This window comes from Halomicrobium mukohataei DSM 12286 (assembly GCF_000023965.1).
GTDB classification, from domain to species: Archaea; Halobacteriota; Halobacteria; order Halobacteriales; family Haloarculaceae; genus Halomicrobium; species Halomicrobium mukohataei.
In genome coordinates, this window is the sequence record NC_013202.1 from 985691 (window position 1) to 1007781 (window position 22091).

A 22091-nucleotide genomic window follows, 5' to 3' on the forward strand; every position below is an offset into this window, starting at 1 on the left:
CGTCCAGGCGTGTCTCAGCAGGTCGCACGCGTCGATACGCTGTTCCTCCACGAGCACGGCGACGACTACCGAGTCGTCGTTCGTCGGGACGGCGGTCGAGTGTTTCACGGCGTGCTCGAACTCAAACAGACCGACGCCGGGCCACGGCCCCGTCGGCTCCGGATCAAGCGCGGGGCCAGCGAGGACCTGCGCAGTCCCGACCAGTTCGTCGAACTCGCCCGTCGGGCCTCGCGGATCCGCATCTCCGAGCAGACCTCCGGACGGGGCCGCGAGGAGCTACGGGCGATGCTCAAGGGCTACCAGCTCTCCGCGAAGGTCGTGCGTACCTGTCGGTACTGTGCCTCCAGTGGCCGGTACTCGCCGATTACGAGCGAGACGGCGATCAAAGCCGACGACGAACACATCTGTCCGGACTGCGCTCGCGAGGAACTGGACCGCGAACTCGCACTCAACGGGGGGATCACCGGCGACGCCCAGGCTCGCCTCGAAGAGCTCCTGCTGGACGTGCAGGACCTCGATCGCATCGAGAACCTCCTCTCTGGCGAACTCGATCCCGACCTGACGAAGTTCGACGAGATCTCGGCGACCGTCGACGACATCGACCTCGTGCCCGTGGACTCGCTCGATCTCCACCCCGGCATCCAGCAACACCTCGAAGGCCGCTTCGACACGCTCTTGCCGGTCCAGAGTCTCGCCGTCGAGAACGGCGCGACCGACGGTAGAGACCAGCTCGTCGTCTCTGCAACGGCCACCGGGAAGACGCTGATCGGTGAGATGGCCGGTCTCGACCGCGTGTTGAACAACAAGGGGAAGATGCTGTTTCTCGTCCCGCTGGTGGCGCTGGCAAACCAGAAGTACGAGTCGTTCGCAGAGCGCTACGGCGACATGGTCGACGTGTCGCTGCGTGTCGGATCGAGTCGGATCGACGGCGACGGCAACCGCTTCGACCCGAACGCCGACGTGATCGTCGGCACCTACGAGGGCATCGACCACGCGCTGCGGACCGGCAAGGATCTGGGGGACATCGGGACGGTCGTCATCGACGAGGTCCACACGCTCGGCGAGGGCGAGCGTGGCCACCGCCTCGACGGGCTCATCTCGCGGCTGAAGTACTACTGCGAGCAGGGCGAGACCGTGGAACAGTCTCGGAAAGGGCGAACGGGCGACGCCCGTGAGCAAAACGTCGGGCTGGACGGCACCCAGTGGATCTACCTCTCGGCGACGGTCGGCAACGCCAGCGACCTCGCCGAGAAGCTCCGGGCGAACCTCGTCGAGTTCGAGGAGCGTCCAGTCCCCATCGAGCGCCACGTCACCTTCGCCGACGGACAGGAGAAGACCCGCATCGAGAACAAACTCGTCAGGCGAGCCTTCGACACGAAATCGAGCAAGGGCTACCGGGGCCAGACCATCATCTTCACCAACTCCCGACGGCGCTGTCACGAGATCTCCCGGAAACTGGAGTACGACTCGGCACCGTACCACGCCGGACTGGACAACAAGCGCCGCCACCGCGTCGAACAGCAGTTCGCCGACCAGGACCTCGCCGCGGTCGTCACGACGGCGGCGCTGGCCGCCGGGGTCGACTTCCCGGCCTCGCAGGTCGTCTTCGACTCGCTGGCGATGGGCATCGAGTGGCTGTCGGTCCAGGAGTTCAGCCAGATGCTCGGCCGCGCCGGCCGGCCGGACTACCACGACAAGGGGACGGTCTACCTGCTGGTCGAACCCGACTGCTCCTATCACAACAGCATGGAGATGTCGGAAGACGAGGTCGCGTTCAAACTGCTCAAAGGCGACATGGAGCCGGTCATCACCGAGTACGACGAGGCCGCGGCCGTCGAGGAGACGCTGGCGAACGTCACCGTCGCTGGCGACCAGGCAAAGCGGCTCAACGACCGCATGATCGGCGAGGTCCCGACCAAGCACGCGCTGGGCAAACTCCTCCAGTACGAGTTCATCGACGGGCTGGAACCGACGCCGCTGGGCCGGGCCGTGACGCGGTTCTTCCTCGCGCCAGATCAGGCGTTCGCGATCCTCGATGGCATCCGCAAGGACCTGCACCCCTACGATATCGTCGCGGAGATGGAGCTGCGAGATCGGGAGTAACACGACCGATCTCGTCTATGGCGAGCGGGAGCGAAGCGACACGCGAGCTACGGGACCGCGACTAACAGGAGCGGCTCGGGATAAGCGAGCGCGAACGCGACCGGCCCGCGAGGGTGACGTTTTTATTCCCGCCGGTCCCCTCCTCTGCTGTGACACTCCCTCCGATCACGCCGGCAATGGCGTTCGTCTTCGCCGTCGTCGCCGGTGCGCTCGTCCTCTTCGCGACCGAGCGCGTGCCCGTCGACGTGACCGCCATCGGCGTGATGGTTGCACTGCTGGTCGTCGAACCGCTGACCGCGCTGCTGGCCGACGCCGGAGTGCTGGCCGGGCGACTCTACGTCCTCCACGAGCCCGGCGACGCCGTCGATCCGGTGGCCGTGGGGCTCTCGGGCTTTGCCTCTCCGGCGACGATCACCGTCCTCGCGATGTTCGTCCTCTCGGCGGGGGTCCAGCGGACCGGGGTAATCCAGATTCTGGGGGCCAAGGTCGCCGCTCTGACCGGTGACAGCGAGTCCAGACAGCTCGGGGCGACCGTCGGCATCGTCGGGCCGATCTCCGGGTTCATCAACAACACGGCGGCCGTCGCCATCCTGCTGCCCATGGTGACAGACCTCGCACACAAGGGCCAGACCTCTCCCTCGAAGCTGTTGATGCCGCTCTCTTTTGCCTCGATGTTCGGAGGGATGCTCACGCTGATCGGCACCTCGACGAACATCCTCGCCAGCGACCTCGCCGGCCGACTGGCGATCGAGGACCCGGCGCGGTACGGCGACCTCCACGCGTTCTCCATGTTCGAGTTCACACAGCTCGGCGTGATTCTCCTGGTGGTCGGCTCTCTGTACCTCATGACGGTCGGTCGCTGGCTCACTCCCGAACGCATCAAACCGCGTGGCGACCTGACCCAGGAGTTCGAGATGGCCGACTACCTCACCGAAGTCGTCGTCCGCGAGGACTCGCCGATCGTCGGCCAGACCGTCCACGACGCGCTGGAAGCGACCGACCTCGACATCGACATCGTCCAGCTAATCCGAGATCGCCGGACCTTCCTCGAACCGCTCGGTGCGAAGTCGATCCGGGCCGGTGACGTGTTCGCGATCCGGACCGACCGGGACACGCTCGTCGAACTGCTCGACGCCGAGGGCCTGGACGTGGTTCCCGACGCGGTCGTCGGCGAGGCGGAACTCGAAGCGGCCGAGGAACGACAGAACCTCGTCGAGGTCGTGATCGCACCGGGCTCGGAGCTGGTCGGCGCATCGCTCCGGTCGACGAACTTCCGACAGCGCTACGACGCCAACGTCCTCGCGCTCCGACGCGGCGGCGAGTTGATCCGCCAGCGGATGGACCGGACGACGCTTCGCGTCGGCGACACGCTCCTGATTCAGGGGGCCGGCGACAGCATCGACCGCCTGAACAACAACCCGAACTTCATCGTCGCCCGCGAGGTCGAACGCCCCGACTTCCGGAAGTCGAAAGTCCCCGTCGCCGTCGGTATCGTCGCCGCCGTCGTCGCCGTCGCGGCACTCACGCCGGTCCCGATCGTCGTCTCGGCGCTGGCCGGCGCGCTCGGGATGATCCTCTCTGGCTGTCTGCGCTCCTCGGAGATCTACGACGCCGTCCAGTGGGACGTGATCTTCCTGCTCGCGGGCGTCATCCCGCTGGGGCTCGCCCTGGAGGCGACCGGCGGAGCGACGCTGCTGGCCGACCTCCTCGTGCTCGCCGCGCCGTCGTTCCCGCCGCTCGTGGTGCTCGGGCTGATGTACGTCGTCACGGCGGTCCTGACGAACATCATCTCGAACAACGCCAGCGTCGTCCTCATGATCCCCGTCGCCGCCGAGGCCGCCGTCCAGCTCGGAGCCAACGCCTTCGCGTTCGTGCTGGCCGTGACCTTCGCCGCCTCGACGGCCTTCATGACGCCCGTTGGCTACCAGACGAACCTCTTCGTCTACGGCCCCGGTGGCTATCGATTCACCGACTATCTGCGGGTCGGCGCGCCGCTACAGGCGGTCTTTGCCGTCGTCACGACTCTGGGCATCGCCTACTTCTGGGGCCTGACTCCGTGACAGGATGTGTCTATGTGCCACCGCAACGAAACCCTTTACTCAGCGACGGCCACATCTGTTGGTACGGGATCGTGGGTTAGCCTGGTATACTTCGGGCCTTGGGTGCCCGTGACCCCGGTTCAAATCCGGGCGATCCCATCCACCTTTTTCATCGTCGCCCTTCCTCGCGAGCCTGCGGCTCGCTGCGGCGAGAGCTCCTCGAAAAACGTGGGCGAAAAAGACTCTCCGAGTCGCACCTCCGGTGCGCTCGGAGTGAAACGCCTCGCTTCGCTCGGCGTATGCCTGACGCCACGAAGCCTTTCGGGATGGCCGACAAGAATCGAAATGAGGCCCTGCTGAGAGTAAGCCCGCGAGGGCTTCGACTTCGAGGCGTGGAAGGCCGCCGAGCGGCTGGACACGTCTCGATCGACGATCAACCGTGCGCTGGACCGCGCTGACCTGTACGGTCTGTAGAGCGCGAGACCGTTGACTGGCTGTCGCGGCGAAAGAGATATCAAGCAGCTGTATACAACGTATACATATGACCACGATTCGAGTCAACGACGAGGTGAAGGAACGACTCCGAGACCTGAAACGGGACGACGAGAGTTTCAACGATCTGCTGGACCGTTTGAGCCGGAGCGAGAAGGACGTGGAAGCAATTGCCGACTCACTCCCGCCTGTCGACGACGAAGATATTGAGCGGATGGACAATGCGCGGGATCGGTTGAACGACTCGCTGGAGGAACGCCGGTAGATGATCGTCCTCGACAGAGACGTTCTTGTGAAGCTGCGCAACTCCAACGAGACAGTCGTTCAGCACCTCCAGCAGTACAGCACACGCGAGTGGACGATCCCTTCACACGTCGCCTGGGAATCGTTTCAATACCATAGCACTCGGGCGGAGATGCTACAAGAACAGCACCATCTCCGGTCGAACTTCGACAGGATTCTCTCCTTCACAGCCGATACAGCACTTGAAGCCGCCTACATCGATCAGAAGCTACAGTCACAGGACGTGACTCTCGACGCGGTCGACCTGCTGAATCTGGCGACCGCCCACGAAGCCGGTGGGATGTTCGTCACACACAACAGGAATGACTTCGACAAGGAGCCGATTACGCAGTTAGCCGATGTCGACGTTGTACGCACCGAGTGAATATCTCGCGTCGGGAGAGCAGTACCCAGCGTAGGATTGCCCCGACACTGCCCGAATAGAACAGCAGTTCGGACGACGTGAGCGCCAACACGCTTCGCCACAGCGTTGCGTGGTGGATGCTCCAGGCAGCGGATGGAAACACGCTCTCCGACGTTCGAAACCGACACATACAGCCGACAGTATCAGTGCTGTCTGCCGATTCGACAGAGCAGAATCGACCGCACGACGGCGGCGATTGTCCGTCTGAGTGGACAAAGCGTTTGTAACCGGGTACGGAAGTGTGGCAGAGATGGTCAACACGACGAAGTTGCTCTTGGGTCTCACCTTCGTACTGGTGCTTTTGATAGTGGACGTGCTCGTCTCGTATTTCACTGGCACCCTGGGCGAAGGCGTTGCGACGTTTCTCATCCAGGCGCTCGGGACTGTTGCCACCCTCCTTTTCGTCGGAGCGACGTTTCTCACGGTCCGTCAAAACCGAAAGACGATCCAGGAGCTCAGAAAGGATCGAGAAAAGCAAGTCGTCATCGACGAACTCCAGTACGTCATCCAGCCCGCGATAGATCGCCTCGCCGGGAACATCGAGAAGCTGGAAGCGGGTTTCGTCGGCTGGAAACCCGGCGACCAAGCATTTCCAGCAGACGAGCAGTGGGAGCCCGAGGGTGGGCTTTCGATTCAGAAGCCCCTCTCGAAGACGCAGACGGACGAGGCAGCACTGTTGCGTTCGAAAGAGCGCCACCCGGAGTTACACTCGGAACTGGAGTCGTACGACACGACGGTCGATGACTTGACTGCGGCGGCACGTGACGTGGTGCGGACAGCTGGTCCCGAACTGACGGCAAAAGTCGAACGTGACGTGCCCCGGTTCGACTTCTCTCGGGGGAGCATGAGTGTCGACCCGCCGCGGCTTTTGTCGTATCTCTTAGACGGCGAGGGGCGGGAGTACCGAGACCTCCATACCGGCTGGTCGCAGCTACTCGAACAGCGCGGAGACGAATTCCGGGCGCTCCTCGACGAGGTTGCTCTCGAAGAGCGCCAGCAACTCCGCAACGAGAAGCGTCGAACGCTCGCCGAATCACGACGGCTGCGGTCCGATCTCATCGAGATACGGAACACGCTCCAGGAGGAGTACGGGATCTCGGTCAACGAATTCACGCGGGAGAATCTCGTCGAGAGCGCCACATAACGACTACTGCAGCCGTCGAGATGGTCCGAACTGGCTGATACGGGCACCTGTCGTCCGGCACTGACTACTTCCACCCCGGTTTGCGAACCTTCTTGAGCGAGGACGCACTATCTCGGTTCCAATGGCTACCGGCGTCGACAACACCGAACTCACCGACGCGTTCGAGGAGTTCTACCGGGACTACTACCGCAACGAGATCGGTGAACTCGCCCAGAAGTACCCCAACGACCAGAAGTCGCTGTGGGTCGACTGGGACGACCTCTATCGCTTCGACCCCGACCTCGCGGACGACGTGCGCAACCGTCCCGAGCAGATGCAAGACTACGCCGAGGAGGCGTTGCGCCTGTACGACCTGCCGGTCGACGTGAAGCTCGGCCAGGCCCACGTCCGCTTTCACGACCTCCCCGAGTCCGAGGACATCCGTGCGATTCGCCACGAGCACCACGGGATGCTCATCGCCGTCCAGGGGATCGTCCGCAAGGCCACCGACGTTCGGCCAAAGGTCACGAACGCCGCCTTCGAGTGCCAGCGCTGTGGCACCCTCACCCGGATTCCGCAGGTCGCCGGTGACTTTCAGGAGCCCCACGAGTGCCAGGGCTGTGAGCGCCAGGGCCCCTTCCGCCTGAACATGGACCAGTCGGAGTTCGTCGACGCCCAGAAGATCCGTGTCCAGGAGTCCCCCGAAGGACTGCGTGGCGGCGAGACCCCCCAGGCCATCGACGTGAACATCGAGGACGATATCACCGGCGAGGTGACCGCCGGCGACCACGTCCGCGTGACCGGCGTCCTCAAACTCGACCAGCAGGGCGACGACCGCAGCCAGTCGCCGATGTTCGACCTCTACATGGACGGGATCGACGTCTCCATCGAAGACGAGCAGTTCGAGGACATGGACATCACCGAGGAGGACAAGAAAGAGATCATCGAACTCTCCAACGAGGACGACCTCTACGACAAGATGGTCGGTGCGATCGCGCCCTCGATCTACGGCTACGAACGCGAGAAACTCGCGATGATGCTCCAGCTGTTCTCCGGGGTGACCAAACACCTCCCGGACGGCTCTCGAATCCGTGGCGACCTCCACATGTTGCTGATCGGTGATCCGGGTACGGGGAAGTGCCTCAGCGGTGACACTCATGTGACGCTCGGTGATGGCTCTGAGGTTCCGATTCGAACGCTTGTGGAAGACAACCTCGACGACCCAAAACCCGTCGATGATGGCGTTTGGGACACTGTCGACTTCGAGGTGCCATCGTTGCAGGAAGATGGGACTATTTCCCAGCAGCAGGCAACGAAGGTCTGGAAGCGTGAGGCACCGGAGCAGCTGTATCGGATTCGGACGGCGACGGGACGAGAACTCGATATTACTCCGTCACACCCGTTGTTTGTGCAGTCTAACGGTCGGTTCGAGGCTGTGAAAGCCGAACAGCTGACAGCCGGGCAGATGATCGCGTGCAAGGGCAATAACGACGAGACCGAACACGGGCAGAGCACCGTCGCAGCGGACGGTGGGGTAGTCACTGCCCAAACTGATCGAATCGAATCCATCGAGCCAGTCGAACCGGAGGACGAGTGGGTTTACGACCTCGAAGTCGGGGGAACACACAACTACGTCTCCAACGGCGTCGTTTCCCACAACTCGCAGATGCTCTCCTACATCCAGAACATCGCACCACGGTCTGTCTACACCTCCGGGAAGGGATCCAGCAGCGCAGGCCTTACCGCAGCGGCTGTGAGAGACGACTTCGGCGACGGCCAGCAGTGGACGCTGGAGGCGGGCGCGCTCGTGCTCGCGGACCTCGGGATCGCCGCTGTCGACGAGCTCGACAAGATGAATCCCGACGACCGCTCCGCGATGCACCAGGCCCTCGAACAGCAGGAGATCTCCATCAACAAGGCCGGGATCAACGCGACGCTGAAGTCCCGGTGTTCCCTGCTGGGGGCGGCCAACCCCAAGTACGGCCGGTTCGACCAGTTCGAGCCCATCGGCGAGCAGATCGATCTCGAACCCGCGCTGGTCTCACGGTTCGACCTCATTTTTACGGTGACCGACGAGCCCGACGAGGAGGAAGACCGGAACCTGGCGAGTCACATCATCCAGACGAACTACGCGGGGGAACTCCACACCCATCGCGTGGAGAATCCCACCTCGGACTACAGCCAGGAGCAGGTCGACGCCGTCACCGAGGAGGTCGCGCCGACGATCGAGCCGGACCTGTTGCGAAAGTACGTCGCTCACGCGAAGACGAGTTGCTTCCCGACGATGACCGAGGAGGCAAAGACCGAGATCGAGGACTTCTACGTCGATCTGCGGGTCCAGGGGACCGACGAGGACGCCGCGGTGCCGGTGACGGCCCGAAAGCTGGAGGCGCTGGTCCGTCTCTCCGAGGCGTCGGCGCGGATCCGACTCTCGGACACGGTCGAGAAAGAGGACGCCGAGCGGGCGACGACGATCGCTCGCTACTGCATGGAGCAGATCGGCGTCGATCCCGAGACGGGCGAGTTCGACGCCGACGTTGTCGAGACCGGCACCTCGAAGAGCCAGCGCGACCGGATACAGAACCTCAAGGGAATCATCTCCGACATCGAGGAGGAGTACGACGAGGGCGCGCCGGTCGACGTGGTCGTCGAGCGAGCGGAGGAGGTCGGAATCGAGGAGTCCAAGGCCGAACACGAGATCGAGAAGCTCAAGCAGAAAGGCGAGGTGTACGAACCACGGACCGATCACCTGAGGACGACGTAGATGGACCGCATCTCAGCACTCCGGAACGTCGAGGACGCACTGGCTCGCTTCGAACAGGGGGAGTGTTCGCTGACCGATCTCGAAGCGGAGGTCCGGGGCGTCTTGCGAACCTACGCGACCGACTTCGACGGGGAGTTGCAGGCCTACCGCGCGGACGGCGGCGACGCCGACGGCGTCGTCGTCCTGGCGAGTTCGCGCCCGGACGCCCGCGACCGAGTCCAGGCGCTCGTCGAGTCGCCGGGCCGCTTCGAGGTGACGCCGGTCGATCCCTGATCTGGCAGTGGAAAGGGATTTGCGGGTGTAGTCCCTGTGGTTCCGGTAATGCAGTCCGTGATCGACCGGTTGGACGGTGTGACGACGCTCCTGCTCTGTGGGTCGTGTGCGCGGACCGACGAACTCTGTGGGCGACTGCTGGCCGAGGGCGGTGCTGCGGGCCGGACGGTGCTGTGGGTCTCTTTCGGGCAGTCGCCGTCGGAGTGTCTCGACGACACGGTCGCGGCGGACGCCGATCGTGCCGTCCTCGCGGTCGGCACGACCCCGGCGGGCGAGCGAGACGACGACGTCACCGTCGAGGTGATCTCGACGCCCAGTGACCTCGCGGCGCTGGGGATCAAACTCAGCCAGTTCATCGCGGAGACCGACGGCGAGCTGACGGTGTGTTTCGACTCGTTGACCGAGCTGCTCGGCCACGTCGCGGTCGAAACGGCCTACGAGTTCCTGCACACGGTGACCCGACAGTGCTACCTCGCGGACGCTCGGGCCCACTTTCACCTCGATCCGGCGGCCCACGACGTACAGACGGTCGCCTCGATCACGTCGCTGTGCGACGCTCGTGTCGACCTCGACAGCACGCCGCCGGTCCGCGTTCGAAACGACCGCTAGTCCGTAAATTTAAACACTGAAAGCGAGGATCGTGGGCGTATGTTCCTCGTGATCACGTACTCGCGGTCGGCACGGTCGTCGCTGCGCAACGTCACGCGGGCCCACGAGGAGACGACTGTCCGGCAGTTCGGCCGCGCGGCACTGCTCGCAGGGACGGCCTTCGGGGCGTTTCAGGCGTGTCGGCTCCGCGAGAAGCACGGACGGGACGTACAGGTCGAACGCGTCGAGCGGTTCGTTCCGGCGGACGTGCCCGCCGACGTTCGCGAGGCTGCCGAGGCCTACGAGGACCGCGACCAGCCGTCGGTTCCCTATCGCCAGTTTTCCGTCGGGACCGACCACCCCGGGCCGTCGGCGCTCCGGGAGCGAGACCTGTGATCGTCCGGACGGCAGACCGAACGTGGTGTGGCAGCGTCGCGGACCTCCGGGCGACCGGCGTCTCCAGCCACCAGGTCGCCGATGCCGTCCGCGGCGACGACGCCCCCTGTCGCGTCCACTGTCCCCCACCGGGACCGCTCTTCGACCGCGTGGGACACGTCCACCCGGAGATGGGACTCCGGGTCCGGCCGGCGCTCGCGGTCGCCGCCAGGACTCGCGGCCTCACGCCACCACAGGCCGACGAGATCGAGCGACTGCGGGCCGAGCGAGACGAGATCGACGTGGACGAGCGGGTGCCACAGCACGCGACACCGCCCGAAGACGATCCGGCGGCTCTCGAAGAGCGCGTCGCCGAACTCCGCGGTCGGATCTCGGCACTGCGAGCTCACGATCTGGACGCCAGCGACGAGCGGGCGGCACTGCGTGAGGCTGCCGCGCGGCTGTCGGAGGCACAGACGACCCGTCTCGCGGCCGCACAGACCCGGCAGGCGACACGCGAACAGCGAGATCGACGCCAGCGTCGCCTCCGCCTCGACGACCGGATCGCCAACCGCGAACGCGACGCGCGCTCGTGGCTGGTCGAGCGCGTCCGCGGGCCCTACGAACGGGCCGTGTTCGCGCTCGATCCCGGTGCCGACCCGTTCGACTGTGACCCGACGACCGCCGCTCTGGCGATCCTCCGTGTCGGGACCCAGCGAGGGCCGGTCGTGCTCGCGACGGAGCAGTTTCCGACGCCGGCCGCCGCGGCCGCCTGGGTCGAGGGACCAGTCGTCGCCTGCGGTCCGGACGTTTAAATCGCGTGACGGGGCCACCGACCGTATGGTTTCGGTGGATGCGAGTGCGACGGCAATCGACGGTGTGACGCTCGTGACGGTCTCGCTGGCCAGCGACGGGCTCGCCCGTCGGGTCCGCGTCGAACAGCGACTCGACGGTCCGGTCTGGCCGCCCCGCTGTGAGGGCGAACCCGAGCCCGGCTGGGACGAGTCGGGGTACGAGGGCGTCGTGCCGGCCGACGGACGGCTCGCGCTGGGATACGCGACGCCGGCACCACCGGCTCGACAGCCGGTCGCGGTCGAGGAACGCGAGGTCGTCCCGGACGCGGAGGACGCCGCTGGCGAGGACGCGACGGCGGTCCTCCAGCGGCTCGGCGATCCGTCACCGCCCCGTGATGGGGTGCCCGCACCGGCGGCCGTCCGGGCCGACCCGCGTCCCGACTGTGACACGGCCCCGGCGGTCGAGGAGACGCCGGACGATCCCGGTCACGTCCCCGCTCCCGAGCAGCCCGCGGGCGACGAGTCGACGGAGCAGACAGTGCCGGACCGACGAGCGGGCTCGACAGATCCGGTGACCGACTGGCTCGACGGCGTCGAGGAGCGGGTGACGACTCTCGAACGACTGGACGCCGTCGAGACGGTCCCCGAGGCGACGACGACCCTCCAGTCGACGGGTGGACTCGCGCCCGGCCGGCGAGCAGCCCGCGCGTGTGGCGCCGACCGACGCCGGCTCCTGGCGGTCGCAGACCGAGCACGCAGGCTCGCAGATCGGATCGAGGCGACCGATCCGCCGCTGTCGTCGCTGGAGCGACTGGCATGATCCTGGCCGTGACGGGCGGCAAGGGCGGCGTCGGGAAGTCGACGGTCGCGTACAACCTCGCCGCCAACCTCGACGCCGTCGTCGTCGACGGCGACCTCGGGATGGCAGACCTGCCCGCCGACCACGGGCCGGATCTGCACGACGTACTCGCCGGACGTGCGGATTCCGTTGAGGCCGTCAGAGAGGGGCCGCCGGTCTCGATCCTGCCGTGTGGACGCAGTCTGGCCGGCGCTCGTGCCGGCGATCCCACGGCGCTCGTCTCCGCGATCGAAGCCGTCGAGCGCGCCTACGGCGACGTGGTCGTCGACTCTCCGGCGGGGTTGCGAGCCGATGTCGGTCTCCCGCTGTACGTCGCCGACGCGTGTGTGCTGGTGACCACCCCGTCCGAATCGGCCGTTACGGACGCGGTCCGGGTTCGTGAACTGGCACGGGAACTCGACGCCGGCCTGGCACGCGTCGTCCTCAACCGCGCGGACGACGGCGCGAACCCCGACCCCGTCGCGGCGACGCTCGGCGCGCCGGTGACCACGGTGCCCGACGACGCAGTCGTCGCGGACGCACAGGCCGCTGGCCAGCCGGTCTGTCGGGCGTCGCCGGGAACGCCCGCCTGCCAGGCGTTTCGATCGCTCGCCGACGCCGTCGAACGGGTCTGTCGCGGCCACCGCCCGTAGCTGCTGTTCTGTGCCGTTTGTCGCCGACCGTCCGTATCAGTCCTGGAGGGCCTGATACGTCGACCGAAGCGTCACCGGACTCACGTCTGCGACGGCGGCCGCCCGAGCCTGCGTCAGCTCGTAGTCCGCCTCTCGGGCGGCGGTGTAGAGACACGCGGCGGCGACGCCACCGGGGTTCTTGCCTGCGATCAGATTGCGCTCTGCTGCCAGATCAGCCAGTGCCGTCGCTCGCCGTTCGATCTCGTGGGGAACGTCGAGCTCGCTCGCGAAACGCGGGAGATACTCGCGCGGATCGATCGGACCCGTCGGCAGTCCCAGCTCGCGGTTGATCGCGTCGTAGGCGACTCGTAGCTCGCCGGTGCTGGCCTGAGCGTCGGCGGCGACCTCCTCGACGGTCCGTGCGATCTCGCTCGTGCGACAGGTCGCGTACACCGCTGCGGCCGCGAACCCCTCGATCGACCGTCCCACCAGGAGATCGGCCTCCTGTGCGGACTCGAAGAGGACACAGGCCCGATCTCGAATCGTCGACGAGAGGTCGAGCCGACTCACGAGCCGCCGAATCTCGATGAAGCCGATGCGCTGGTTCCGATCGCGCTTCGAGCCCGTCTGGGCGCGGCTGTGCTCCCGACGGAGGCGCGCCATCTGGCGGCGCTTGCGGCCCTTGAGCCGGGTCGATCGTCCGATCTCAGTCGAGAGCCCGCGGTCGTGGCGCGAGCGGGTCAGCGGCGCGCCGGTGCGTGCCTTCTGCTCTCCGTCGTCCTCGAACGACCGCCACTCGGGGCCGCGGTCGAGCTGATCCTCGTCGACGACGAGGCCACACTGGGTACACACTGCTTCGCGTGCCGATGCGTCGATCGCGCCGTCACACTCCGGACATCGCTGTGCCGTTTGACTCATTGTATTTCGAGATTGGTCCGGATGGAATATTTAAAACCGGGTCGTTCGGCCGGTGATCGGAGGTTTTTCGAGAATTTTACCGACCGGTAACCGGTAGGTAACACGTCAGTGTGGCCGGTCGAACCCGTCACCGACCAGCGCCGGCTTTCGACGTTCAATGGGTTTAAATTACGTGAGAGATGAACTGATGGTAATGACCCTCTCCGAGATCGCGGCCGGGATCGAGGTGACTGCCACCCAGCGCCAGCACGGCGTGGCGTCGGTCGATCGAACGGAGGGAACGCTGGCGGAACGCCTCGACGGCGTCGGGACCCGGCTCCCCTGTGATCCCGAGCGGGCGGCGACGCTGGTCGAGGCCTACGCGGCGGGCGAGAGCGTCGGTGACGCCGGTCGGGCGGCGGGACTCACACCGCTTACGGCAGCCAAGACGCTCCACCTGTGTGGCGAACACGTCTGTCCGCTCAGCCCGCGCCAGCGCGACGTGCTCGACGACTGGCTATCGGGCGACCTCGCTCGCAGCGAGGCGGTCGCACTCACCGGCGCGAGCGAACGCGAGTTCGCGCTGGCGACGTACGTCGCAACGCACGAACCGATCGCCGACGCACGCGAAGCGCTCGAAGGCGCGCTGACAGACGGTCGAGGGACCGACCGACAGGCGTCGCTGGGCGACGCCGTCGAGCAGCCGTCGGATCTGCTCTGATACGGTTTATTGTAGTTGCTTACCGGTGATCGTCGCCACGGAGTAGACGATCACCGGTAAATCGCTACAATAATCCGTATGAGACGGGGGAGACGCTCACCGGTACGTCGCTACAACTGTCCGTATGCGGCCGTGGCCGTCACCGTCGTCTCATCCCCGGTTACGGTTCGACACGGCGGGCCAGCCAGCGGTGTCACCTCAGCAGACCCTCTTCTGGGAAGTCGAGATCGAGCGAGCAGCGACACAGGGCTTCGGTCATCGCCGCGACAGCGGGTGCGAACTCCGTGTCGGGATCGATCGCGGTCGGCTCCGTCGCGCCACGTTCGGCGGTCGGGAGCTCGTAGTCCGCCGACAGCGCTGCCTCGCCGTCGGCGAACGTCCCGACCACCGCGTCGGCGTCGAATCCCAGGTCGACGAGCCGCCCGCGCATCCGGGGCAGGTGGTCGTTGCCGCGCCGGGTCGCCGGTGCGACGAGCGCTCGTCGATCGGCCCCTCGGACCGCTGCGACGGCCTGGTTGTCCGCGATCGGGGGCACGTCCAGCAACACGTGGTCGTACCGTCCCGCGGCGTGGTCGATACACGTCTCCAGTCGCTGTGCCGCGTCGACCGTCTTTGCGCGTGCGAGTCGCTCGAACGGTGCGTGGGCGGGATACAGTGCCACCTCGCCGTCCAGCTCGGGCCACCCCGGAACGGCGGCCTCCGAGAAGCCGGTCTCGTCGACCAGGACCGCCGTGAGATCGGGGTCCAGTCGCCCCTCGACGTAGGTCGACAGTCCCTGTGTGTCGAGCGCGGCGTCGAGGACGGCGACCGAGTTGCCGTCCCGCGCCAGGGTCGCCGCGGTCTCGACGACGGTGCGTGTCGTGCCGACGCCGCCAGCGACGCCGACGAACGCGAGCGTGTCTGCCATCGTAATCTTCGGTCACTCGCCACAGAATAAAAAGGACCGGACTCCGGTTACGGCTCGATCGCGGCTTCGATCTCGTCGAGTTCGTCGTCCGAGAGGTCGGGCCGGGACCCGAACATCGCGTGGATCGGACCGCCGCCGTCGCCCTCGAAGCGGGGGACGACGTGGGCGTGGACGTGGGGGACCTCCTGACCGGCGTCCTCGCCGTTGTTGAAGGCGACCGTCGTGGCCGGTGCGTCGACGGCGGCCTCGACGGCCGGGACCACCTCGTGAAGCGCACTGTACAGGCCCGTCGCTTCCTCGGCCGGCACGTCGTCGAGACGCTCGTGGTGACTCTTCGGGATCACGAGCGTGTGGCCGCGAGCCAGCGGGTTCGCGTCGAGGAACGCGACGGCGTCGTCGGTCTCGTGGACGATTCGGCCGGGGATGTCGCCGTCGACGATCGAACAGAAGATGCAGTCCTCGCTCATACTCTCCCGTGCGTCCGGCGACCAAATCAAAGTTCGCCACTCGTCCGTCGGTGCCCGCGACGCTCGACCGCGGATATCGACCGGTTCACGTTCTCCGCCGTCCACGTCTGAGCCATGCCGACGTTCACAGTCGAGACGGACCGCCGCTGTCAGGCCGTCGACGTGACCGAACGGGTCGAGTCGGCGCTGCCCGCCGATGCAAACGGAACTGCGACGATCTTCGTCCAACACACGACGGCCGGCGTCGCCGTCAACGAGGTGGAGTCTCGCTTGCTCGGTGACTTCGAGTCGATGCTGACCGATCTCGTGCCCGACGACGGGTGGGACCACGACCGACTCGACGGCAACGCCGACGCCCACCTTCGGACGCTGCTGCTCGGACCGGGCGAGACCGTTCCGGTCGACGAGGGTGCCCTCTCGCTCGGGACCTGGCAGTCCGTGTTGCTCGTGGAGTGTGACGGTCCACGACGGCGGACGGTGACGGTTCGAGCGTGACGACCGATCGTCCGATACGCTCCGGTCGCTTCTCAGACGGCGTATAAACCCTTCGCCGATGCTTGCCGGCGCGCGGTCGACGACCCGGTATAAAGGTGTCCGGCTGTCATCGATTACGTACCACGATGGTTCCACTAGACGACCCCTCCCGACCGACGCGTCGCTCGGTTCTCCGCCGCGGCGCGACGGCCGTCGCGATCGGTCTGACGACCGGACTCAGCGGCTGTACTGGAAGCTTGCCACCGCTGAGCAGCAAACCGAGGTACGGCCGCGTCGACGTTCCGGACGCCGGTCCGCCGAAGTACCGCCGCTGGCTCCCCGCGGGGTGGGACAGCGAAACGGACGAAGACTGGGTCATCACCTACGCCGAGCCCGGTCCGTTCGAGGGCCCCGTCCCCGAGGAGTTCGTCGCCAGGCGGGGGTTCCACAAGCTGGAGCTCGACTACTTCGGCATCGGCTACGAGAACTACGACAGCCTCACGATCACGAACCTCGCCACGGTGATCGAGGCCGAGTTCACCGCCGACGATGTCGCCGCCACGCTCGCGGACACCGGCTACGAACCCGACGGATCGTATCGCAGCTACGACGTGTACTCCCGTTCGGACGTACGCAGACGGGCTGCAGTACGAGACGGCGTCGTCGTCTGGGCAAGCGCAAACGAGCACAACGCCCCGGATATCGAGGGGACGATCGACGCCGGACACGGCCACACGGAACGGTATCACGAGCAAAACGACGCGTTCGAGGCGGTCACCGACGCGGCCGGTGCGAGCAGAATGTTGTACATCGGCGGCTCGCATCCCGGACTCAACCCTGAAATTGCCGAACTCGGTGCCGACGCGTTTCGGATCGACGACGGTGTCGCCTACCACCTGCTGATCGAACGGTACGAATCCGCCGCTGACAATTCCGCAGACAGGACAAAAAGCGCCCTCGAACAACAGCGACACGAACTCACCAAGGAGGCACGAACCGTCGATGTCGAGGCCGACGGCCGATTCGCGACGGTCTCCGCCCGGGTGCCGACCCGGCCGAACCGCGAGCGCGATCCGATCGACGATCCGCCACAGGTCACCTGGGGCGGAAACTTCGATCCCGCGGCTCGAACCGTCACGCTTCGTCACGAGGCCGGCGAGTCGGCTGATTCAGATCTGATCTGCTACGACATCGACACGCCAGAGGACGGGGGAGAGGTCGAGAAGAAACCGCTCTGGCCCGACCAGAAGACGGTGAGTACAGGTGACGAGACGACCATCGACCTGAGCGACGAGCCTACCGCAGACGGGATCAGAGTGGTGTACGGACCGGCGGACGACGTTGGCTTCCGGATGCTATTCTCTCTGCCACTGGAGGACGAGCGATGACAGTCGCGATCGCGTCTCGTCTCACACCTTCCCAGACGACACGACCTCGGACGGCCGAGAGGAAACTATTTGTTCCACGTATGTCAGACAACGCTGTGAGCGAGGAGCCAGACGTTGCCGATGTCGTCGGCCTGCTCGACGACGAGCACGTTCGGTCGATCCTCGTCGCGACGAGTGCGGAACCGCTGTCGGCGAAGGAACTGGGAGAGCACTGCGACCTCTCGGTGTCGTCGATCTACCGCCGGGTCGACGAGCTCTGTGACTGTGCCCTCCTCGCCGAGCGAACGCGACCGCGCCGCGACGGCCACCACGAGACGGTGTACGTCTCGACGCTCGACCGGTTCGAGCTGACGATCCGCGACGGCGAACTGGACTGGACGATCGATCGGACGGAGAGCGACCCGGCCGACGAGCTCTCGCGGATGTGGGGACAGCTCTGAAATGAACGTCTTCAGCGCGCTCACCGACTTCACCGGCGTCGTCGGCCTCGCTGCCGGAGCGGCGGCGACCGGCTCCGCCCTCGTTGGCCTCTACATCGGCGGCCAGGCCTATCGCGGGCTCCGACGCAACGACGACCCCTCGATGCGGTATCTCTCGATCGGGATGATCCTGCTCTTCGGCGTGACGTACGTCCTGGCGCTGGCTGGACAGGGGCTCCTCACGTTCCGCATCGTCTCGATTCGCTACCAGAACGTGTTCCGGCTGATCGTCCGTCTCCTCCAGTTCGGCGGGCTCCTCCTGATCGCCTACTCCCTGCGTATCGCGACCGACGCTCGAACTGAGAACTGATAGCTGCTCGCCCCGCTGGCGCTTCCGCCGGTCGTGATCCGTCTTCTCGGTGCAGTGTGACCGTTTCCCCGGTCGACCGCACGCAGTCGTGCGGTCGATCCGGAACAGATCTACAATACTCCGTCTTAGTCGTCTGCTTCGGCGGTCTCGACGGTGGCGATGGCGATCTCCATCTCGACGCCTTCGACCGACCAGGTCTTGCGGTGGCCGTCCTCGACATCGCCGAACTCGTCGGCGCGGACCTCCTCGGCGATGAGCTGCTCGTGTTCGCGCACGAGCTCGTCGATGCGCTCGTCGGCGACAGCGAGATCGAGGCGGATGCGCTCTTCCAGGTCCAGTTCCAGATCCTTGCGCATCTCCTGGACGCGGCGGATGACCTCGCGTGCGTATCCCTCGCTCTCGATGTCCTCCGTGAGCGTGGTGTCGACGTAGACGACGCCGTGGCCGCCCAGTGCCTCGAACTCGGTGCTCGCGACGCCTTCGGGCGTCTCGCGGCGGAACGACACCATCTCGTCGGTGAGCGCGACGGATTCGCCGAGCGCGTCCGAGACGGCGGCTTCCAGCGTGTCGAGGCTGGCTTCGTCGACGCGGGCCTCGTTGAGCGCGTTCATCACGCGGCCGGCGTCGTCACCGAAGGCCGGGCCGAGTTCGCTCATGTCGGCCTCCGCGGAGTAGGCCAGTTCGCCCCAGGCGTCGCCGCCGCCGACGATCTCGACGGTACGGGCGTTGAGCCGGTCGGCGACGAGGTCGGTGTGGGCCTCGATGGCCGCGGTGACGTCGTCGCTGTCGGTGTCGATCACGACGCGCGTGACCGGCCAGCGGAGCTTGCGCTCGGCCTGCTGGCGGGCGTTCGAGCCGGCCTCTTCGACGGCGCGGGCGACGGTGACCTCGTCTTCGAGCGTGGGATCTCGCAGTTCGTCGTCGACCGTCGGCCAGTCGCACATGTGGACCGTCGGGTGCTCGCTCTCGCCGGTGAGCGTCCCGTAGATCTCCTCTGCGACGAACGGCGTGAACGGTGCCAGCAGCGCGACGACCTCGCGGAGCACGCGGTACAGTGTCGCGTAGGCGGCCCGTTTGGACTCGCTGTCGTCTTCCTCCCACATGCGCTCGCGGACCAGCTGGACGTAGTAGCGGGACACGTCCTCGACGACGAAATCGAGGATCCCCTCGATGGCGTCGTCCTGACGGAACTCCTCCATCGCTTCCGTCGCTTCGGCCTCGACCGTCTGGAGCCGCGAGAGCACCCACTCGTCGGCCAGGTCCAGCGTCACGTCGTCGATCCCGGTCCCTTCGGCGGCATCGCCGCCTTCGGATCGTTGCGACTCCGTCGCAACGCGCGGCGAGAACCCGTCCATCCGCATGTACGGCAGCGGGAAGCGAAAGACGTTCCAGAGGATGTTGAGCCGTCGCTGCATCTCCTCGGTCCCGTCGTACGAGAAGTTCATGTCCTCGCCGCGGGCGGCGAGCGACAGGAGGAACGCGCGCATCGGGTCCGCGCCGTAGTCGTCGATGACCTCGCCGGGGTCGACGCGGATGTCCCTGGACTTGGACATCGCGCGCCCGTCGGGCATCAGCGCGTGGCCGTGCATCACGACGCGCTCGTAGGGACTCGCGCCGACCGCCGCCGTCCCCATTCCGAGCTGGGACCAGAACCAGCCGCGGGTCTGGTCGTGGGCCTCGATGATGAGGTCGGCGGGCCACAGTTCGTCGAAGGCCTCGGTCTCGGAGGGGTAGTCGATCGTTCCCCACGTCGCGACGGCGGAGTCGAGCCACACGTCGAACACGTCCGGCACCCGCTCGTAGGTGACCCCGTCTTCGGTGATCGTCAGGTCGTCGACGGTGTCCTTGTGGAGGTCGACGGTCTCGGGGTCGATCTCCTGGTCGACGGCGTCGGCCAGCTCCTCGCGGTCGCCGACGACGATGGCGTCGTCCATGTCGCCGCTCCACTCGACGGGCTCGCCGTCGGCGTCCTCGCTGGGCAGCCAGATCGGGACCGGTGTCCCCCAGTACCGCTGTCGCGAGACGTTCCAGTCGGGGGCCTCCTCGACGAAGTTCCGGAAGCGGTTCTCGCGGGCCTCGTGGGGGTACCACTCCGAGTCGTCGATGTTGGCAAGCAGGTCGTCTTTGATGTCCGTGATCGTGATGAACCACTGGTCGGTGACGATCTGGACGATGCCCGTGTCACAGCGCCAGCAGTGGCCGTAGCTGTGTGTCGTCGTCTCGGCGGCCAGCATCCGACCGCGCGCTTCGAGGTCGTCGATGATCTCGTCGTCGGCGTCTTTGACGAACTGGCCTTCGTACGTGCCGGCGGCCTCGTCGTAGACGCCGTCCGGACCGACCGGACAGAAGATCTCCAGTCCGAGTTCGCGCCCGCGCTCGAAGTCTTCCTCGCCGTGGCCCGGTGCGGAGTGGACCAGCCCGGTCCCCTCGCCCTCGGTGTCGACGTACGGTGCTTCGTACACCTGTCCAGCACCATCGCCGTCGGGTGCGTCGGGCACTTTCTCGCGAAGCGGGTGGTCGTACTCCCAGCCAAGCAGGTCCTCGCCGCTCAGTTCCTCGACGATCTCGTAGTCGTCGTACCGACCCGCCCGGAGTACCTCGTCGACCTTCGGCTCGGCGACGTACAGCAGTTCCGTTTGGCCGTTTCGGGTCGCCTCGACGCCGACGTACGTCCCCTCGCCGTCGACCGCGACGAAGGTGTTTGCCGGGATCGTCCAGGGCGTCGTCGTCCAGACGACCAGATTCCCCTCGCGGTCGGCGAGGTCGAACTTCACGTAGATCGACGGGTCCTCCACGTCCTCGTACTCGACCTCGTTGTTGGCGATGGCGGTCTCACAGCGGGGACACTGGGTGATCGAGCGCTGGCCCTGCTCGACGAGATCGCGCTCGTGAGCGCTGGCAAAGCCCCACCAGGCGGCCTCCATGTACTCGGGCTCGACCGTCCGGTAGGGATTGTCCCAGTCCATCCAGACGCCGAACGACTTGAAGTCCTCTTGCAGGCCTTCGAGGCTCGTCTCGGCGAACTCCCGGCAGGCGTCGACGAAGTTCTCGACGCCGAACGCCTCGATGTCTTTCTTGTTCCGGAACTCTTTCTCCTCCTCGACTTTGGTCTCGATCGGCAGGCCGTGCATGTCGTAGCCCGGCCGGTCGGTCACGTCGTAGCCGCACATTCGCTTGTAGCGGATGTACACGTCCTTGAGGCTCTTGTTCCAGGCGTGGCCCATGTGGGCCGAACCGGACGTGTAGGGCGGTCCGTCGACGAAGAAGAAGTCCTCGCCGTCGGCCCGGTGCTCCACTGTCTTCTCGTAGGCGTCGATATCGTCCCAGTACTCGAAGACCCGCTCCTCGACCGCGGCGGGGTCGTACTGGTCGTCGACGGGGGCGAAGCGTTCCATACCCGACTACAGCGACGCCGGGACTAAAGGACAATCGGTTGTGTGTGACCCCGCCGCGGGGCACGCCGAGACGCCCGGCCGGGTCGTCCCTACACCTCGCGCTGGAGCAGGAGACTGACCGTCTCCCCGGTCTTGTCGGTGATCGGAGCGGCGACGTCCCACCCCTCCGCACCGAGCTCGTTCAGCTCGTCCATCGGGGGCGCGACATCGCCGCCGAGCCCCGCGATCATCACTTCGCTGTCGACCTCGATCGTTCGGTACTCGTAGGAGGGCATGCGTTCACCGGCGCGGCCACGTCGCGGCCGTCCGCGAGGTGGTCGGCGACG

The 22091-nt window shown here is 66.2% G+C and carries 22 protein-coding genes, 1 tRNA gene and 1 pseudogene; 19 read left to right on the forward strand and 5 right to left on the reverse strand.

Features of this window, described 5'->3' with window-relative positions; translation table 11 throughout:
* Positions 1 to 9: 9 nt before the first annotated feature.
* From HMUK_RS04930 to HMUK_RS04990, 14 genes and pseudogenes are all read left to right on the forward strand, one after another.
* Positions 10 to 2103 carry a DEAD/DEAH box helicase gene (locus tag HMUK_RS04930; protein WP_015762008.1) on the forward strand — a complete coding sequence of 698 codons (2094 nt, stop codon included), beginning with the start codon at positions 10 to 12 and terminating at the stop codon, positions 2101 to 2103.
* A 176-nt stretch (positions 2104 to 2279) separates the two neighbouring features.
* Positions 2280 to 4163, forward strand: a complete 1884-nt coding sequence (locus HMUK_RS04935) for an SLC13 family permease (RefSeq protein WP_015762009.1) — start codon at positions 2280 to 2282, stop codon at positions 4161 to 4163.
* A 65-nt stretch (positions 4164 to 4228) separates the two neighbouring features.
* A tRNA-Pro gene (locus tag HMUK_RS04940) sits at positions 4229 to 4301 on the forward strand.
* A 382-nt stretch (positions 4302 to 4683) separates the two neighbouring features.
* On the forward strand, positions 4684 to 4899 hold the full coding sequence (locus tag HMUK_RS04945) for a DUF7557 family protein (protein ID WP_015762010.1): 216 nt from the start codon (positions 4684 to 4686) through the stop codon (positions 4897 to 4899).
* Positions 4900 to 5301, forward strand: a complete 402-nt coding sequence (locus HMUK_RS04950; RefSeq protein ID WP_015762011.1) for a type II toxin-antitoxin system VapC family toxin — start codon at positions 4900 to 4902, stop codon at positions 5299 to 5301. It begins immediately after the preceding gene.
* 71 nt (positions 5302 to 5372) lie between these two features.
* Positions 5373 to 5567: pseudogene (locus HMUK_RS18125) on the forward strand (hypothetical protein); the annotation flags it as partial.
* A gap of 23 nt (positions 5568 to 5590) precedes the next feature.
* A complete protein-coding gene (locus HMUK_RS04955) occupies positions 5591 to 6484 on the forward strand; it encodes a hypothetical protein (protein WP_015762012.1) in 894 nt (297 codons plus the stop codon).
* Between the two features lie 121 nt (positions 6485 to 6605).
* The gene (locus HMUK_RS04960; RefSeq protein ID WP_015762013.1) at positions 6606 to 9227 is read left to right on the forward strand and encodes an ATP-binding protein; all 2622 of its coding nucleotides are present in this window, start codon (positions 6606 to 6608) and stop codon (positions 9225 to 9227) included.
* Positions 9228 to 9500: a DUF7854 family protein gene (locus HMUK_RS04965; RefSeq protein ID WP_015762014.1), complete on the forward strand. Its 273-nt coding sequence runs from the start codon at positions 9228 to 9230 to the stop codon at positions 9498 to 9500.
* A 48-nt stretch (positions 9501 to 9548) separates the two neighbouring features.
* The gene (locus HMUK_RS04970) at positions 9549 to 10109 is read left to right on the forward strand and encodes a DUF7504 family protein (protein WP_015762015.1); all 561 of its coding nucleotides are present in this window, start codon (positions 9549 to 9551) and stop codon (positions 10107 to 10109) included.
* Positions 10110 to 10148: 39 nt separating this feature from the next.
* Positions 10149 to 10484, forward strand: coding sequence for a DUF7855 family protein (locus HMUK_RS04975; protein ID WP_015762016.1), 336 nt, complete (start codon positions 10149 to 10151; stop codon positions 10482 to 10484).
* Positions 10481 to 11278: a DUF7856 family protein gene (locus HMUK_RS04980; RefSeq protein ID WP_015762017.1), complete on the forward strand. Its 798-nt coding sequence runs from the start codon at positions 10481 to 10483 to the stop codon at positions 11276 to 11278. Before HMUK_RS04975 ends, HMUK_RS04980 begins: the two co-directional genes overlap by 4 nt.
* A 25-nt stretch (positions 11279 to 11303) precedes the next feature.
* Complete coding sequence (locus HMUK_RS04985; RefSeq protein ID WP_015762018.1) at positions 11304 to 12077, forward strand: DUF7857 domain-containing protein; 774 nt, start codon at positions 11304 to 11306, stop codon at positions 12075 to 12077.
* Positions 12074 to 12748: a MinD/ParA family ATP-binding protein gene (locus HMUK_RS04990; RefSeq protein WP_015762019.1), complete on the forward strand. Its 675-nt coding sequence runs from the start codon at positions 12074 to 12076 to the stop codon at positions 12746 to 12748. The genes HMUK_RS04985 and HMUK_RS04990 overlap by 4 nt, the downstream gene beginning before the upstream one ends.
* A 36-nt stretch (positions 12749 to 12784) precedes the next feature.
* Here the strand turns inward: HMUK_RS04990 and HMUK_RS04995 are convergent, their stop codons facing one another.
* Complete coding sequence (locus HMUK_RS04995) at positions 12785 to 13645, reverse strand: transcription initiation factor IIB (protein WP_015762020.1); 861 nt, start codon at positions 13643 to 13645, stop codon at positions 12785 to 12787.
* A gap of 193 nt (positions 13646 to 13838) precedes the next feature.
* On the opposite strand from HMUK_RS04995, the gene HMUK_RS05000 reads away from it, so the two are divergent.
* Positions 13839 to 14345, forward strand: a complete 507-nt coding sequence (locus HMUK_RS05000; RefSeq protein WP_015762021.1) for a DUF7858 family protein — start codon at positions 13839 to 13841, stop codon at positions 14343 to 14345.
* A 193-nt stretch (positions 14346 to 14538) separates the two neighbouring features.
* Here HMUK_RS05000 and HMUK_RS05005 read toward each other — a convergent pair whose 3' ends face one another.
* Positions 14539 to 15252, reverse strand: coding sequence for a ParA family protein (locus HMUK_RS05005; RefSeq protein ID WP_015762022.1), 714 nt, complete (start codon positions 15250 to 15252; stop codon positions 14539 to 14541).
* Positions 15253 to 15299: 47 nt separating this feature from the next.
* A complete protein-coding gene (locus HMUK_RS05010; RefSeq protein WP_015762023.1) occupies positions 15300 to 15719 on the reverse strand; it encodes an HIT family protein in 420 nt (139 codons plus the stop codon).
* Positions 15720 to 15833: 114 nt separating this feature from the next.
* Between HMUK_RS05010 and HMUK_RS05015 the strand changes: the two genes are divergently transcribed.
* The 4 genes from HMUK_RS05015 (at position 15834) to HMUK_RS05030 (ending at position 18370) form a co-directional block, all read left to right on the forward strand.
* Positions 15834 to 16214: a secondary thiamine-phosphate synthase enzyme YjbQ gene (locus HMUK_RS05015; protein ID WP_015762024.1), complete on the forward strand. Its 381-nt coding sequence runs from the start codon at positions 15834 to 15836 to the stop codon at positions 16212 to 16214.
* 125 nt (positions 16215 to 16339) lie between these two features.
* A complete protein-coding gene (locus HMUK_RS05020) occupies positions 16340 to 17581 on the forward strand; it encodes a hypothetical protein (RefSeq protein WP_015762025.1) in 1242 nt (413 codons plus the stop codon).
* Positions 17582 to 17661: 80 nt separating this feature from the next.
* Positions 17662 to 18021: a helix-turn-helix domain-containing protein gene (locus tag HMUK_RS05025; RefSeq protein WP_015762026.1), complete on the forward strand. Its 360-nt coding sequence runs from the start codon at positions 17662 to 17664 to the stop codon at positions 18019 to 18021.
* 1 nt (position 18022) lies between these two features.
* Positions 18023 to 18370, forward strand: a complete 348-nt coding sequence (locus HMUK_RS05030) for a DUF7521 family protein (RefSeq protein ID WP_015762027.1) — start codon at positions 18023 to 18025, stop codon at positions 18368 to 18370.
* A gap of 125 nt (positions 18371 to 18495) precedes the next feature.
* Here the strand turns inward: HMUK_RS05030 and ileS are convergent, their stop codons facing one another.
* On the reverse strand, positions 18496 to 21765 hold the full coding sequence (gene ileS / locus HMUK_RS05035; RefSeq protein ID WP_015762028.1) for an isoleucine--tRNA ligase: 3270 nt from the start codon (positions 21763 to 21765) through the stop codon (positions 18496 to 18498).
* A gap of 89 nt (positions 21766 to 21854) precedes the next feature.
* Positions 21855 to 22040: a hypothetical protein gene (locus HMUK_RS05040; protein ID WP_015762029.1), complete on the reverse strand. Its 186-nt coding sequence runs from the start codon at positions 22038 to 22040 to the stop codon at positions 21855 to 21857.
* Positions 22041 to 22091: the final 51 nt, after the last annotated feature.